This is a genomic window from Pseudoduganella sp. R-43 (assembly GCF_049913255.1).
In the GTDB taxonomy this organism is placed as follows: domain Bacteria; phylum Pseudomonadota; class Gammaproteobacteria; order Burkholderiales; family Burkholderiaceae_D; genus Rugamonas.
On the sequence record NZ_CP183988.1, the window covers coordinates 6,536,833 to 6,552,154 of the forward strand.

Sequence of the window (15,322 nt, forward strand, 5' to 3'; positions counted from 1 at the left end):
GCAGATAGCATTGGCTGACCGCTTCGCACCGTGCAGATAGCACGGGCTGTAGCAGCGATTGAAATATTGGCATTACATTGAAACGAAGCCCGCAACTACGCGGGCTTTTTTTTCGCACCTCGCTCCCCAATCGCAAAGGAAAGCAGCATGGCAAAAGAAGAACTCATCGAAATGAATGGCGTGGTCACCGAGATCCTGCCGGAGCAACGCTTCCGCGTGGACCTGGACAACGGCCACAAGCTGATTGCCTACACCGGCGGCCGCATGAAGAAGAACTTCATCCGTATCATCGCTGGCGACAGGGTAACGCTGGAGTTGTCTCCATATGACCTGAACAAAGGCCGCATCGTCTTCCGTCACATCGAGCAGCGCGGCACGTCCGGCCCGCGTCCGCCCCAGCGTCGCCGCTAATTACCCTGAAAGGGTTTGGGGAGCGGCGTGCAACGCGCTTAGCTGGTGTGGTGCGAGGCGGGCGGCGGCGCTGGCGAGGTGGCGCGCGGCGGCGGGCTGGCCGTTGCGTTCGGCCAGCGACAGCCAGCGCCAGGCTTGCTCGGCGTCGGTTGGCGTGCCCTGGCCGGCCAGGAACATCAGGCCGGCATTGAGCTGGGCGCGGCCGTGGCCCTGGCGTGCGGCAGCCAGGTACCAGGACAGCGCTTGCGTGAAGTCGCGCGGCAGGCCCTGGCCGTTGTCGTAGCGCAGGCCGAGCGTGAAGCAGGCCAGCGTGTGACCTTGCCCGGCGGCCTTGCGGTACCAGGCATTCGCCTGCGCCAGATCGGGCGCCGGGCCGTCGTCGCGGTCGTGGACCTGGCCCAGCATGAATTGCGCCGCCACGTAATCCTGTTCGGCGGCGCGGCGGAACCAGGCCAGCGCCTGGCGCGCGTCTTGCGGCACGCCCTGCCCCGTTTCATGGCGCAGGCCGAGGTCGAACTGCGCGCGCAGGTGGCCCTGGCCGGCGGCCTTGCGGTACCAGAAGATGGCTTCCTGCTGGTCGCGCGGCACGCCCTGGCCTTGTTCGTACAGCTGGGCAAGATGGTATTGCGCGGCAGGATGGCCGGCTTCGGCTGCCTTGCGGTACCAGTGCGCGGCTGCGCGGTGGTCCTGCGCCACGCCCTGGCCTTGCTCGTAGCGCTGGCCCAGGTTGTTCTGCGCGCCGGCGTGGCCCAGTTCCGCGGCGCGGCGGTACCACTTCAGCGCCAGCGCTTCGTCGCGCGGCACGCCGTTGCCGTTGTCGTAGATCAGGCCCAGGTTGAACTGCGAACTGACGTGGTCCTGCTGCGCCGCCAGGGTGTACCACTTGATGGCGCGCGCGGCGTCGGCCGCCACGTCCTGTCCCTTGTCGTAGCGCAGCGCGAGGTTGAACTGGGCGGCGGCGTAGCCTTGCTCGGCGGCCTTGCGGAACCAGCCCAGCGCCTGCTTGCCGTCCTGCGCCACGCCCTGCCCGTTGTCGTAGCGCAGGCCGAGGTTGAACTGGGCGCGGGCGTAGCCCTGGTCGGCGGCCTTGCGGTACCACATGATCGCTTGCGCGAAGTCCTGCGGCACGCCGCGGCCGCTGTCGTACATCATGCCGAGGTTGTTCTGCGCGCCGGGATCGCCCTGGTCGGCGGCCTTGGCGAACCAATAGCGCGCCTTCTCGGTATCGTGCGGCACGCCCTGACCCTTGGCGTACAGCCAGCCCAGGTTGTACTGCGCGGCGGCGTAGCCCTGCTCGGCGGCCAGCTGGTACCAGTGCGCTGCCTCGGCGAAATCGGCGTCCACGCCCTGCCCCTTCTGGAACATCACGCCCAGGTTGTATTGCGCGTGCTCCAGACCTGCGTTGGCGGCCTGGCGGTACCAGGCCAGCGCCAGCTCGTGGCTTTGCGCCACGCCCTGGCCGTTGAAGTACATGAAGCCCAGGCTATGCTGGGCATTGGCCACGCCGCGTTCGGCCAGCTGGCGCACGCGCAGGAATTCGGCGACGTAATGCGCTTCGCTTGCCGCCGCGCCGGCGCCTCCTGCTTCAATCGTTGCGGGCCGCTGCATGGATGCCTAGGCCTGGCTCGCCAGGCGCAAGCCGGCCGGCAGGGCGATGGCGGGAGCGTCGGCCTGGTTCTGCGCCGCCAGCACTTCCATGAAGGCCGTCAGCGCGATCGGGCGGTAATACAGGTAGCCCTGCATGGTGGCGCAGCCGTTGGCGGCCAGGTAGCGCGCCTGCACTTCGGTCTCCACGCCTTCGGCCACCAGGTGCAGGCCCAGGCCGCGCGCAATCGAGATGATGGCCAGGATCACCGGGTAGTGCCCGTGCTCGTCGTGGATCTCCTTGACGAAGCTCTGATCGATCTTGATGGTATGGATCGGGAAGCGGTGCAGGTAGGACAGCGAGGAGTAGCCGGTGCCGAAATCGTCGATGGCCACCGATACGCCGAGCTGGCACAGCTTGTTCAGCTGCTCGATCGCGTATTGCGGATTGCGGATGCAGATGTTCTCGGTGATCTCCACTTCGATCTGCGAGGGCGAGATCTGGTAGCGCAGCAGCGCATTGCGCATCTTCTCGAAGAAGTCGCCGCGATCGAGGTATTGCGGCGACAGGTTCAGCGACAGGCGGATATTGTCGGCGCCGGCCGCGTTCCACAGCAGCAGGTCGCGGCACAGGGCACCGATCATCCAGTCCGAGATCGGCAGCATCAGGCCGTTTTCTTCGGCAAACGGCAGGAACTCGCCGGCCGACAGCAGGCCGCGCGTCGGGTGGTTCCAGCGCATCAGGCCTTCGGCGCCGATGATGCGGCCGCTGGCCATGTCGACCTGCGGCTGGTAGTACATTTCCAGCTCGTTGTTCTCGAGCGCCTTGCGCAGCGACTGCTCCAGCGCGATCTTTTGGTGCGACATGTCCTGCATCGAGGCGTGGTAGAAGCTGTGGCCGTTCTTGCCCTGCGCCTTGACCTGGTACATGGCGATGTCGGCGTGGCGCAGCAGCTCTTCGATCGAATCGCCGTCGTTCGGGTAGACCGCGATGCCGATCGAGGCCGAGATGTGCACCACGTGGCCGTCCAGGTCGAACGGCGCCTGCAGCACTTCCTGGAACTTGTCGGCAATGGCCCTGGCGTCGGCGCGGTCGCGCAGCTCGGGCAGCACGATGGTGAATTCGTCGCCGGAATGGCGCGCCAGCGTGTCGCCCTTGCGCAGGCATTCCTTCAGGCGCCGCGCGGCCTGCTGCAGCAGCTCGTCGCCTTTCACGTGGCCCAGCGTGTCGTTGACCAGCTTGAAGCGGTCAAGGTCGATGAACATCACGGCCAGCTCGGTGAGCTTGCGCTTGGCCTGGATCACGGCCAGCCCGAGGCGGTCCTTGAACAGGATGCGGTTGGGCAGGTCGGTCAGGATGTCGTGGTAGGCTTGGTAGGAGATCATCTCCTCGGCCCGCTTGCGGTCGGTGATGTCGCGCGCCACGCCGTAGGTGCCGAAGAACTCGTGCCGCGCCACTTCCTCGCCCGGCACGTGCATGCCGATCGCGTTCAGCGAAATCGTCATCAGGGTGTTGCTGAAGGTGCGGTCGCCGGCGGCGCTGTTGTTGCACTTGAGGCGCAGCTCGACGTTGCGCGAGGCGCGTTCGTCGACGCGGCGCTCGTTGAACACGTAGCGGGCGCGCTCCTGGTCCTCCTCGTGCACCAGCACCGAGTAGTGGCTGCCGATCAGCTCTTCGCGCGAGTAGCCCAGCAACTGGTAGGCGCGGTCGTTGACGAAGGTGAAGCAGCCCTCGTGGTTCAGGGTGTAGATGATGTCGGGCGAGCTGTCCACCAGGTAGCGGTACATCTTTTCCGAGTTTTCCAGGCGCTGGCCGATGCGCGTGTTCTCCACCGCCAGGCGGCGCTTTTGCAGCGCGTTCTCCACCGTCTTGAGCAGCTCGGGCGGGTTGTACGGCTTGCGCAGGTAGTCGTAGGCGCCGCGCTTCAAGGCGCCGATGGCGGCCTCGATGCCGGCCTCGCCGCTCATGACGATCACGTCGCAGTCGATCTCGCGCGCGTTCACGAAGTCCATGATGTCGTGGCCGCTCATGTCGGGCAGGCGCAGGTCCAGCAGCAGCAGGTCGAATTGCTGGCGGCTCAGGTGGGCCAGCGCTTCGGCGCCGGTGCTGGCGGTCACCAGCTGGTAGCTGTCCTGCACGCGCAGCAGCTCGTACAGGGAAGACAGCAGGCGCGGTTCGTCGTCGACCAGCAGCAGGCGTGGCTGGAATTCCAGCGGCGGGGGCGTCGGGATCATCGTGTTCATGCGGGCCTTATACGGAATCCACCGCGCCGCGCGCCTGCACCGGGGCGAGCTGGCTGGTGCTGCCGCGGGCCGGCAGCAGGAGTTCAAACGAGGTGCCGTTGGCGCCGCTGCGGCAACTGATCATGCCGTTCATCTTCTTGACCAGGTTGTGCACGATCGACAGGCCCAGGCCGTGATGCTTGCCTTCCTTGCTGCTCTTCACTGCGGTAAACAGATTGGCCAGCACGTCCTGCGCCAGGCCCGGGCCGGCGTCGGCCACCACCAGCTCGACGTAGAGCCGGCGTTCGCGGTTGACCAGGCCGCGGTTGGCCAGCTCGATGCGGCCGCCGTTGGGCTGGGCCTCGATCGCGTTCTTGACCAGGTTGACCAGGATCTGCTTGAGCAGGTCGGCGTCGCCGTCGACTTCCTGCGGGCCGTCCTGCATGCGCGTGATCAACTGCACCGAGGCGGGCAGGAAGTCGGTGGCGCGGAACAGGCGCAGCACGTCCTCCACCACGCGCGCCACATTGGCGACGCAGCCGCCATCGGAGGGCTGCAGGTCGGCCAGGCCGTTGATCAGGTGGCCGACGCGGTCGATCTCCTCGTTCAGGATCGACATCTCGGACACCACCGGCTCGCGCCGCGCCAGCTTGGCGTCCAGCACCGACAGGTAGTTCTTGATGATCGACAGCGGGTTGTTCACCTCGTGCACCACGCGCCGCGACGCTTCGCGGTATTCCTCGGCCACGTGCGCCACCTGGCGGCGGACGTGGCCGCGTTCGGACAGGGCCGTTTCCAGCGCATTGGCCGCCTGGCTGCCGAAGGCTTGCAGGAAGCGCTCCTTCTTTTGCAGCAGCGGCAACTGCCAGGCCGGCAGGCCGCCGACGATCATGCCCAGGCAGCGCTGGCCGGCCACCAGCGGCAGGCACACCAGCGCTTCGCTGCCGATGATGCGGAACAGCTGTTCTTCCGCGATGCCCAGGCCGGCGCCGGCGCCGCTGCCAATACGGGCGGCAAACGCCAGCTGGCGGCCGTTGGCGGCATCGGACAGCAAGCCAGGCATGTTGAGCGGCACGGCAAACTCGGCCAGGCGCTGCTGCGCTTCGCCGCTGCCGGCGCCCTGCAGCGCGTGGCCGGTCGGGCTTTCCAGCAGAATCACCGTGGTCTCCAGGTCAAACAGGATGCGCGCCGAGCGCGTCATCGCATCCAGCATGCCGGCCTCGCCCTGCTGGCGCGCGAAGCTCTGGCCCATTTCCTGCACCAGCACCATGTTGCGCACTTCTTCCGACAGGCGCACCTGCACCGGGTCGACCGGCGCGGGCGGCGCGGCGGGCGGCGCCGGCACGTCGTCGGCGCAGGCCAGGTCGATGCCCAGCGCTTCGGCGGCGCGCGCCACTTGCCGCGCGGCCGACTTGACGAAGGCGTCCAGCTTGTCTTCCTCGATGCCGCACAGGGCGGCCGCGTCGGCGGCGCCCTGCGGCGCGTCGGCGTGGTAGCACAGCTGGTGCGCCAGGCGCACGATGCGGATCAGGGGATGCGCCGCTTCCAGGCGCAGCACCGGCTCGTGGTGGTACAGCACGGAATCGGCCAGGAAGGAGTCGAGGTTCCAGCGCTCGATCAGCCAGGCGCCGGCTTCGGCGTGGGTGATTTCCAGCGTGCGCAGTTCCACCGCGCACAAGTCCTCGTCATCGCGCGCGGTGAAGTTGTAGGCGTACTCCTTGGGCGCGGTGGCCAGCAGTGCCAGGCGGCCGACATTGTGCAGCAGGCCGGCCAGGTAGGCTTCCTCCACGTGCGGGTAGTCGAGCGCGCGCGCAATATCGCGCGCGATGACGGCCGTGGTCAGCGAGCCTTTCCAGAAGGCGCGCAAGTCGGTGCTGCCGCTGTGCGGGAAACTGTTGAAGGTCTGGAACACCGATTCGGAAATCACCAGCGTCTTGATGGTGTCGGTGCCCAGCGAGACCAGGGCCTGCTCCAGGCCCACCGTGCGCTGGTGGCGCTGGTAGGCCGAGCTGTTGGCCACCGCCAGGATCTTGCTGGCCATCCCGGCATCCTTGGCGATCAGCGCGGCCAGCTCCGGCATGCCGGCATCATCGGCTTGCAGGAGTTCAATCAGCTTGATCAGGATCTGCGGCATGGCGGGCAGCCGCGCGATCAGCAAGCGATTGCGGATGTCTTGGTCGGGATGTTGCATGGGGGTCTTAGCGGCTGTATTCCGGCTTGCAATCCACTACGCAAATTGGCATAAATATACTATAACTTAACGGCAATACAAATTTCTGACGGCAATAAAATGCATTTGTGTAGCAAGAACTACACTATTGGTAGTAATTTACTTTGTACCAACAATATTTTCAAATAGGCACTATCTTGCGCCGTAGTGAGCGCGCCGTCAACCACAGACCGAGTGCCGTCAGCGTCAGCGCCAGCTGGCCGCCGGCCAGCCACAGGAAGGAATGCGAGGCCAGCGGCGCCAGAACGCCGGCCACCAGCGCCCCCAGCAGGGTGGTGGCGAACGATTGCACCGAGGCCACCGTGCCGCGGATGTGGGGGAACAGGTCGAGCGCCAGCAGGGTGGCTGCCGGCGCCGCCATCGACATGCCAAAGGTGTAGAAGAACAGCGGCAGCACGCTCCACGGCAGCGCCGGCCCGGCCAGCAGGTGGTAGCCGATGTTGACGGTGGCGGCCGTGATCAGGAAGCAGAAGCCCATGCCGATCTGGCGCGCGAAGCTGGTCTTGCCGGCGATACGGTTGGCCGCCAGCGCGCCGAGGAAGATGCCGGATACGGCTGGCACGAACAGCCAGGCAAACTGCTCCGGGCCCAGGTGCAGGTGGGCCGGCAGCGCCACCGGTGCGGCCGTGATGTACAGGAACAGGCCGGCGAAGTTGAACGCCACCACGCCGGTCTTCAAATGGAACAGCGGCGAAGCCAGGATGGACTTGTAGTTGCGCCACAGGTAGCGCGGGTTGAACGGCTGCCGCTTGTCGCGCGGCAGGGTGTCGGGCAGGCGCCGGTAGCAGACGATGAACAGCAGCACCGTGTAGCCGGCCAGCGCCAGGAAGATGGTGCGCCAGTCCGAATACTTGACGATGAAGCCGCCCAGCACCGGCGCCACGGCCGGCGCGATCGAGAAGATCATGGTCACCAGGGACAGCAGGCGCGCAGCGGCGGCATCGGCGTACAGGTCGCGGATGATGGCGCGGCCGACCACCACCCCGGCGCCGGCCGACACGCCCTGCAGCACGCGGAAGAACCACAGGTACTGCACCGAGTGGGCGGCGGCGCAGCCCACGGTGCCGAGCAGGAAGGCCACCAGCGACACCAGGATCACGTTGCGGCGCCCGAACGCGTCCGACAGCGCGCCATGCCACAGCACCATGCCGGCAAAGGCCAGCATGTAAGCCGTCAGCGATTGCTGGACTTCGATCGGCGTCGCATGCAGCGTGGCCTGGATGTTGGGGAAGGCGGGAAGATAGGCGTCAATCGAGAACGGGCCCAGCATCGACAGGCTGGCCAGCACCGCTGCCAGCGCGCCCGGTCCCAGCGGCTTACGCTGCGGCGCCTCCGGCTCGGGAATAAAAGACGTTTCGTCGGTCGGCGGCGTATGCAAGGGGTCAGGTCTGTCAAACGGACATATTGCGGCCCGGGGCTCGGGCTGCCAAGCCCCACACTGTACCCGCAAAATGTTCGTTTGTCAGACCTGACCCCGACTTAAGCAGCCGAGCCCGTGTCCGATTGCCAGACCTGACCCCGACTTTTTACTCGCTAGCGGGCTTGCGGTTGAAGCCGGCCACCATGTCGAAGCGGAACAGGCGGCATTCCAGCGCGCCGTTGAAGAACGGCGTCTTGCGCGATTCTTTCAGGCGCAGCATCTTCGGCAGGCCCAGGTCGGCGGTGAACAGGTAGGCGGTCCAGCCGGAGAAGCGCTGCTTGAGGGTGGTGGAAAACGCGCTGTAGAAGCTTTTCGCCAGCTCGTCTTCTTCCAGGCTGGCGTCGCCGCGCACGCCGATCCGCTCGCCGTACGGCGGGTTGGTCAAGAGGATGCCGGGCTCCTTGGTCGGTGCCTGCACCTGCTGCGCTTCGATCTGCTTGAGCGGCACGTCGAACAGGATGCCGGCGCTCTTCAGGTTGTGGCGCGCCATCGCCACCATGTCGCCGGAAATGTCGGAGCCGAAAATGGTCGGTTCGGCCGGCAGCGGGTTGGGCTTGAAGTCGGTCTTCATCTTCTGCCACGGCTCGGGGTCGAAGTCGTGGAATTTTTCGAAGGCGAAGCGGCGGCGGGCGCCGGGCGGGATCCCTTGCACCATCTGGGCGGCTTCGCACAGGATGGTGCCGGAGCCGCACATCGGGTCGAACAGCGGCACGCCCGGCTTCCAGCCGGACACGCGCAGCAGGCCGGCGGCCAGGTTTTCGCGCAGCGGGGCGTCGCCGGTCTCGGTGCGCCAGCCGCGCTTGAACAGCGCTTCGCCGGAGGTGTCGAGGTAGACCATGAACTGGCGCTGGTCGAGGAAGCCGAAGATGCGCATGTCGGGCTCGCGCGTGTTGACCGAGGGGCGCTTGCCGTACATGTCGCGGAAGCGGTCGCACACGGCGTCCTTGATCTTCAGCGTGGTGAATTCCAGCGACTTCAGGGGCGACTTGATGGCGGTGACGTCGACGCGGATGGTGTGGTGGATGCCGAACCATTCTTCCCACGGCTGGCCCAGCACCAGGTCGTAGATGTCGTTTTCGTTCTGGTAGTGGCACACGCCCATGCGCATCAGGACGCGCGAGGCGATGCGCGAGTGCAGGTTGATGCGGTAGGCGTCGTACAGGTCGCCGGAGGCGTGTACGCCGCCGGGGACCTGGTTGTGGACCTTCATGGTCGGGCTCATGGCCGCGATTTCGGTCAGTTCTTCCGCCAAGGCGGCTTCCAGGCCGCGCGGGCATGGGCAGAAATAGGATGGCATGTTGGGGGACCCTTTATCCGTTGTAAAAATCAAAACCGGTACATCGGTGTCTGACCCGCAGGGTCAGACACCGTTACGCGGCTGTCCCGGGCCTGGTGTCTGACCCTGCGGGTCAGACACCGGTTTGCCGGTTTTAGAAAGGCTTGACGACCACCAGGATGACAATCGCCAAGAGCATCAGCACCGGCACTTCATTGAACCACCGGTAAAACACATGGCCGCGCACATTGGCGCCGCGTTCAAACTTCTTCAGCAGCGCGCCGCAGGCGTGGTGGTAGCCCAGCAGCAGGAACACGAAGAACAACTTGGCGTGCAGCCAGCCCGGCATCTTCGCGCCGTACTGCAGCACCACCAGCCAGATGCCGAACACCACCGCCGGCAGCGCCAGCATGGTGGTGAAGCGGTACAGCTTGCGCGCCATCGTCAGCAGGCGTTCGGATGCCGGGCCCGGCGTTTCCATCGCCAGGTTGACGAAAATGCGCGGCAGGTAGAACAGCCCGGACATCCAGGACACGATGAAGACGATATGCAGCGCTTTGATCCAGAGCATATTTATTTTCTAGTTTCGCCGTGGCCGAACACCACGTATTTGAGGGAAGTCAGGCCTTCCAGGCCGACCGGGCCGCGCGCGTGCAGCTTGTCGTTGGAAATGCCGATCTCGGCGCCCAGGCCGTATTCGAAGCCGTCGGCAAAACGGGTCGAGGCGTTGATCATCACCGACGAGGAATCGACTTCGCGCAGGAAGCGCATCGCGGCCGAGTAATCCTCGGTGACGATGGCTTCGGTGTGCTTGGACGACCAGGTGTTGCAGTGCTCGATGGCGGCGTCCAGCCCGTCCACCACGCGCACCGCCAGGATCGGCGCCAGGTATTCGGTGGCCCAGTCTTCTTCGCTGGCGTGCGCCAGGTGCGGGTAGCCGGCAGCGGCCAGGATGGCGTGGCTTTCCGCGTCGGCGCGCAGCTCGACCTGCTCGGTGGCGTAGCGCGCGGCCAGCTGCGGCAGCACCTCGGCGGCGATGGGGCGCGCCACCAGCAGCGTTTCCATCGTGTTGCAGGTGCCGTAGCGGTGGCATTTCGCGTTGAAGCCGATGTCGAGCGCCTTGGCCATGTCGGCCCTGGCGTCGATGTAGACGTGGCAGATGCCGTCCAGGTGCTTGATCATCGGCACCGTGGCTTCTTCCATCAGGCGCGCGATCAGGCCCTTGCCGCCGCGCGGCACGATGACGTCGACGTACTGCGGCATGGTGATCAGGGCGCCGACGGCGGCGCGGTCGGTGGTGTCGACCACCTGCACTCCGTCAGCGGGCAGGCCGGCGCCTTGCAGGCCTTCGGCGACCAGCTTGGCCAGGGCGCGGTTGCAGTGGATCGCTTCCGAGCCGCCGCGCAGGATGGTGGCGTTGCCGCTCTTGATGCACAGGCCGGCCGCGTCCACCGTCACGTTGGGACGCGCTTCGTAGATGATGCCGATCACGCCCAGCGGCACGCGCATCTGGCCCACCTGGATGCCGGACGGGCGGATTTTCACGTTCGAGATTTCGCCCACCGGGTCGGGCAGCGAGACGATCTGGCGCAGGCCTTCCACCATGGTGGCAATGGCCTTGTCGCTCAGCGCCAGGCGGTCCAGCATGGCCGGCGCCAGGCCAGCGGCGCGCGCGGCGGCCAGGTCCTGCTCGTTGGCGGCGCGCAGGGCCGGCGCCTCGCGCTCGATGGCCTCGGCGATCAGTTGCAACGCGCGGTTGCGCGTGGCGCTGTCGGCGCGCGCCATGCCGCGCGAGGCGGCGCGGGCGCGGCGCCCGATATCTTGCATGTACTGCTTGATGTCCATCGCATTCATCCTAATTCGTTATCCTCTTGCGACGCGCAAAGCCAATTGCAGCATGGCGTCCCACTGGTCGCCGGCGAACGCCTTGGCGCGCAGGCCCTTGACCATGCGGTCGACCTGGGCGGCCTGCTGCATCGCCGCCTCCAGCGTGGGCAGCGAGATGCGGCGCAGCGCCGGCTCCATCAGCCGTTCGCGCGGGCCCCAGATGCGGTATTCCTTCAGGAGCGCCGGCAGCGGACGGCCCTGGGCCATGCCTGCCTTTAATTTTAGCAGCGTGCGGATTTCTTCGGAGACGGCCCACAACACCAGCGGCAGCGCTTCGCCTTCGCCTTTCAGGCCTTCCAGCATGCGGATCAGGCGCGCGGTGTCGCCGGAGAGCATGGCTTCGGACAGCTTGAACACGTCGTAGCGCGCCACATTGAGCACGGCGTCCTGCACCTGCTCGTGGGCCAGCTTGCCCGGCTCGTGCAGCAAACCGAGTTTCCGGATTTCCTGGTGTGCCGCCAGCAGGTTGCCTTCAACGCGGTCGGCGATGAAGTCCAGGCTGGCGCGCTCCGCGCTCTGCCCTTGTGCGGCAAGGCGGTTCGCAATCCATCCCGGCAGCGCATTGCGCTCGATGTTCGGGATGTCGATGTACACGGCGGCCTGCTGCAAGGCCGCCACCCACGCCGCCTTCTGCGTCTGCCAGTCCAGCTTGGGCAGGGTGATCAGCGTGAGGTTGTCGGGCGACAGGTCTTTCGCGTAAGCCTGCAGGGCGGCGCCGCCGTCCTTGCCCGGCTTGCCGGTCGGGATGCGCAGTTCGATCAGCTTCTTGTCGCCAAACAGGCTCATGGCCTGGTTGGCGGCCAACAGCTCGCCCCACTTGAAATTGCGCTCGACGGTCAGCACGTCGCGCTCGGAATACCCTTGCGCGCGCGCGGCGCGGCGGATCTTGTCGGCCGCTTCCAGCGCCAGCAAGTGCTCGTCGCTGGTGATCACGTACAGCGGGGCCAGCGTCCTGGCGACGTGCTGGTCGAGGGCGTCGGCGCGCAACTGCATGGCGCGCCTTTAGCGGACCGGCGGCGCGGCCGGCGCGGTAGGGGCGGTGACGTCGGGCGCCGACAGCACGCCCGGCAGCACGCCGGACGGGGTGGGCGCCGGCGCCGGGCTGCCGAGCTTGATGGCGGCCATGCGTCGCATCATCTGCTGCACCAGGTCGGCCTGCATGTCCTTGTACAGCAAGGCTTCTTCCTGCTCTTTCGCCAGCAGCTGGGTTTCGCTGAAGGTGATCGGGCGGCCCAGCACGATATTGGTCGGCGCCAGCAGTTCGTTGCCGGCCTTGTCGGTCACGCGGAACAGGATGTTATAGCTGAGCAGGTATTCGCGCACACGGCCATTGCTGTTCAAGGACAGGATCGACTTGGTGCGGGTTTTTTCCGGATTGGTCAGCACTTCGATCACGCCGTCCGCCTCGGCCTTGCTCGACACCACAGTGGTGTGGCCGTTGACGCGGATATTGCGCTTGAGCTCAATCGCCAGCGGCGACGACTCCGGCAAGCCCACATACATGGCGTTGAACGGCAGCGTGTACGTGCCGCCGGCGCCGCGCAGGTGGAAGCCGCAGCCGGTGGCCACGGCAGCCATGCCCAGCGCGGCCAGCGCCAGCATGGAGCGGCGCAGGGCGCCGCGGGAGTTCAGAGTCGTCGTCATCTTTGCCTTACACCACGATATTGACCAATTTGCCCGGTACCACGATGACCTTCTTCGGCGCGCCTTCCAGGAACTTCTGCACGCTTTCCTCGGCCAGCGCGGCGGCTTCGATGGCGGCCTTGTCGGCGGCCTTCGGCACTTTCACGCTGCCGCGCAGCTTGCCGTTCACCTGGATCATCAGCTCGATTTCGGACTGCTCCAGCGCGGCCGGGTCGACCTGCGGCCATTGCGCGTCCAGGATGTCGCCATGGTTTTTACCATAGCCCATTTCCTGCCACAGCACGTGGGTGATGTGCGGCGCCACGGGATTCAGCAGGCGCAGGAAGATGGCGTAGCCTTCGGCCAGCACGGCCGGCTCGACGCCCTTGGCCGATTCCAGGGTATTCAGCATCTTCATGCAGGCCGACACCACGGTGTTGTACTGGATGCGCTTGATGTCGTAGTCGGCCTGCTGCAGCACCTTGTGCACTTCGCGGCGCAGCGCCTTGCCGTCGTCGGTGGCGGCAGCGGCAGCCAGCGGCGAACCGGCGGCGCGGATCGCGTCGCGCTGGGCGAAGCCGAAGTTCCACACGCGCTTCAGGTAGCGGTTGGCGCCTTCCACGCCGGAACCGGACCATTCCAGGGTCTGCTCAGGCGGCGAAGCGAACATGGTGAACAGGCGCGCGGTGTCGGCGCCGTACTGTTCGATCTGTACCTGCGGGTCGATGCCGTTGTTCTTGGACTTGGACATCTTCTCGATGCCGCCCAGGCTGACCGGCTGGCCGTCGGCCTTCAGCACGGCCGATACAGGACGGCCGCGGTCGTCGGTGGTCAGCGTCACGTCATCCGGGTTGAACCAGTGCTTCTTGCCGGAGGCTTCTTCGCGGTAGTAGGTCTCGTTCAGCACCATGCCTTGCGTCAGCAGGTTGGTGAACGGCTCGTCGAACTTGACCAGGCCGAAGTCGCGCATCACCTTGGTCCAGAAGCGCGCGTACAGCAGGTGCAGCACGGCGTGCTCGATGCCGCCGATGTACTGGTCCATCGGCATCCAGTAGTCGTTGCGCGCGTCGATCATGGCCTTGTCGGAACCCGGCGAGGTATAGCGCATGTAGTACCAGCACGAGTCGACGAAGGTGTCCATGGTGTCGGTCTCGCGGCGCGCAGGCTTGCCGCATTTCGGGCAGTCGCACTTGAGGAAGGCTTCATGCTTGTTCAGCGGGTTGCCGGTGCCGTCCGGCACGCAGTCTTCCGGCAGCACCACCGGCAGGTCCTTCTCAGGCACCGGCACCGAGCCGCAGGACTCGCAGTGGATCATCGGGATCGGGGTGCCCCAGTAGCGCTGGCGCGAAATGCCCCAGTCGCGCAGGCGGAAGGTGGTCTTCTTCTCGCCCAGGCCCTTGGCGGCCAGGTCGGCGGCGATGGCTTCCAGCGCTTCGCTGTAGCGCAGGCCGTCGTACTTGCCGGAGTTGGTGACCACGGAGACGGCCTTGTCGCCGTACCATTCCTGCCAGGCGTCGTCGGAATACGACTGGCCTTCAGCGGCGATCACCTGCTTGATTGGCAGATTGTATTTTTTGGCGAAGGCGAAATCGCGCTCGTCGTGCGCCGGCACGCCCATCACGGCGCCGTCGCCGTAGGTCATCAGGACGTAGTTGCCGATCCAGACTTCCACCTGCTCGCCGGTGATCGGGTGGGTCACGAACAGGCCGGTCGGCATGCCCTTCTTCTCCATCGTTGCCATGTCGGCTTCGATCACGGAGCCCATCTTGCATTCGGCGATGAAGGCTTGCAGTTCCGGCTTGTTTTGCGCGGCGTGGGCGGCCAACGGGTGCTCGGCGGCCACGGCGCAGAAGGTCACGCCCATGATGGTGTCAGGGCGGGTGGTGAACACGAACAGCTTGCCGTCGTTGATCAACTGGCCGTCGCCGCCGGCGATGTTGTGCGGGAAGGCGAAGCGCACGCCGGTCGACTTGCCGATCCAGTTCGACTGCATGATGCGCACGCGCTCAGGCCAGCCTGGCAGCTTGTTGTCGACGTAGTCCAGCAGCTCGTCGGCATAGTCGGTGATGCGCACGTAGTACATCGGGATTTCGCGCTTTTCGATCAGCGCGCCCGAACGCCAGCCCTTGCCGTCGACCACCTGCTCGTTGGCCAGCACGGTCTGGTCGACCGGGTCCCAGTTCACGGTGCCGGTCTTCTGGTAGATGATGCCTTTTTCCAGCATCTTCAGGAACATCCACTGGTTCCACTTGTAGTACTCGGGCTTGCAGGCAGCCATCTCGCGCGACCAGTCGATCGCCAGGCCCATCGACTGCATCTGCTCTTTCATGTGGTCGATATTGGAATAGGTCCACTTGGCTGGCGGCACATTGTTGGCCATGGCCGCATTTTCGGCCGGCATGCCGAAGGCGTCCCAGCCCATCGGCATCAGCACGTTGTAGCCGTTCATCCGCAAGTAGCGGTACATCACGTCATTGATCGTATAGTTGCGCACGTGGCCCATGTGCAGCTTGCCCGATGGGTAAGGCAGCATCGAGCAAGCGTAATACTTGCCTTTTGGGAAACGCGGGTCGTTTTCGACGGCTTTGTAGGCGTCGATCGCCTTCCAGTGCGATTGGGCGGCTTTTTCGACTTCTGCTGGACTATATTTTTCTTGCATGATGGAGCG

General features: G+C 65.8%; 11 protein-coding genes. 1 reads left to right on the top strand and 10 read right to left on the bottom strand.

All coding sequences use genetic code 11. The features are described 5' to 3' along the window. Positions 1-147: 147 nt before the first annotated feature. Positions 148-411, top strand: coding sequence for a translation initiation factor IF-1 (gene infA, locus ACN9M3_RS29840; protein ID WP_426165730.1), 264 nt, complete (start codon positions 148-150; stop codon positions 409-411). On the opposite strand, the gene ACN9M3_RS29845 is transcribed toward infA, so the two are convergent. The 10 genes from ACN9M3_RS29845 to leuS all read right to left on the bottom strand — a co-directional run bounded on the left by ACN9M3_RS29845 (position 412) and on the right by leuS (position 15,313). Beyond that, positions 412-2,019 (bottom strand): SEL1-like repeat protein, encoded by a 1,608-nt coding sequence (locus ACN9M3_RS29845; protein WP_426319527.1) that lies wholly within the window; start codon positions 2,017-2,019, stop codon positions 412-414. A gap of 6 nt (positions 2,020-2,025) precedes the next feature. Further along, positions 2,026-4,239 carry a putative bifunctional diguanylate cyclase/phosphodiesterase gene (locus tag ACN9M3_RS29850; RefSeq protein ID WP_426319528.1) on the bottom strand — a complete coding sequence of 738 codons (2,214 nt, stop codon included), beginning with the start codon at positions 4,237-4,239 and terminating at the stop codon, positions 2,026-2,028. A 7-nt stretch (positions 4,240-4,246) separates the two neighbouring features. Continuing rightward, positions 4,247-6,409 carry an HDOD domain-containing protein gene (locus tag ACN9M3_RS29855; RefSeq protein ID WP_426319529.1) on the bottom strand — a complete coding sequence of 721 codons (2,163 nt, stop codon included), beginning with the start codon at positions 6,407-6,409 and terminating at the stop codon, positions 4,247-4,249. Between the two features lie 160 nt (positions 6,410-6,569). Further along, entirely contained in the window at positions 6,570-7,793 is a 1,224-nt protein-coding gene (locus tag ACN9M3_RS29860) for a multidrug effflux MFS transporter (RefSeq protein ID WP_426323881.1), read from the bottom strand. A gap of 181 nt (positions 7,794-7,974) precedes the next feature. Continuing rightward, on the bottom strand, positions 7,975-9,165 hold the full coding sequence (locus tag ACN9M3_RS29865; RefSeq protein WP_426165738.1) for a THUMP domain-containing class I SAM-dependent RNA methyltransferase: 1,191 nt from the start codon (positions 9,163-9,165) through the stop codon (positions 7,975-7,977). Positions 9,166-9,298: 133 nt separating this feature from the next. Beyond that, positions 9,299-9,715 (bottom strand): CopD family protein, encoded by a 417-nt coding sequence (locus ACN9M3_RS29870; RefSeq protein ID WP_426165740.1) that lies wholly within the window; start codon positions 9,713-9,715, stop codon positions 9,299-9,301. Positions 9,716-9,717: 2 nt separating this feature from the next. Then, positions 9,718-10,989, bottom strand: coding sequence for a glutamate-5-semialdehyde dehydrogenase (locus ACN9M3_RS29875; RefSeq protein WP_426165742.1), 1,272 nt, complete (start codon positions 10,987-10,989; stop codon positions 9,718-9,720). A gap of 18 nt (positions 10,990-11,007) precedes the next feature. Next, entirely contained in the window at positions 11,008-12,024 is a 1,017-nt protein-coding gene (holA, locus tag ACN9M3_RS29880; RefSeq protein WP_426319530.1) for a DNA polymerase III subunit delta, read from the bottom strand. Between the two features lie 9 nt (positions 12,025-12,033). Next, positions 12,034-12,675: an LPS assembly lipoprotein LptE gene (lptE, locus tag ACN9M3_RS29885; RefSeq protein ID WP_426165746.1), complete on the bottom strand. Its 642-nt coding sequence runs from the start codon at positions 12,673-12,675 to the stop codon at positions 12,034-12,036. A 7-nt stretch (positions 12,676-12,682) separates the two neighbouring features. After that, positions 12,683-15,313 (bottom strand): leucine--tRNA ligase, encoded by a 2,631-nt coding sequence (gene leuS, locus ACN9M3_RS29890; RefSeq protein WP_426165748.1) that lies wholly within the window; start codon positions 15,311-15,313, stop codon positions 12,683-12,685. Positions 15,314-15,322 lie beyond the last annotated feature (9 nt).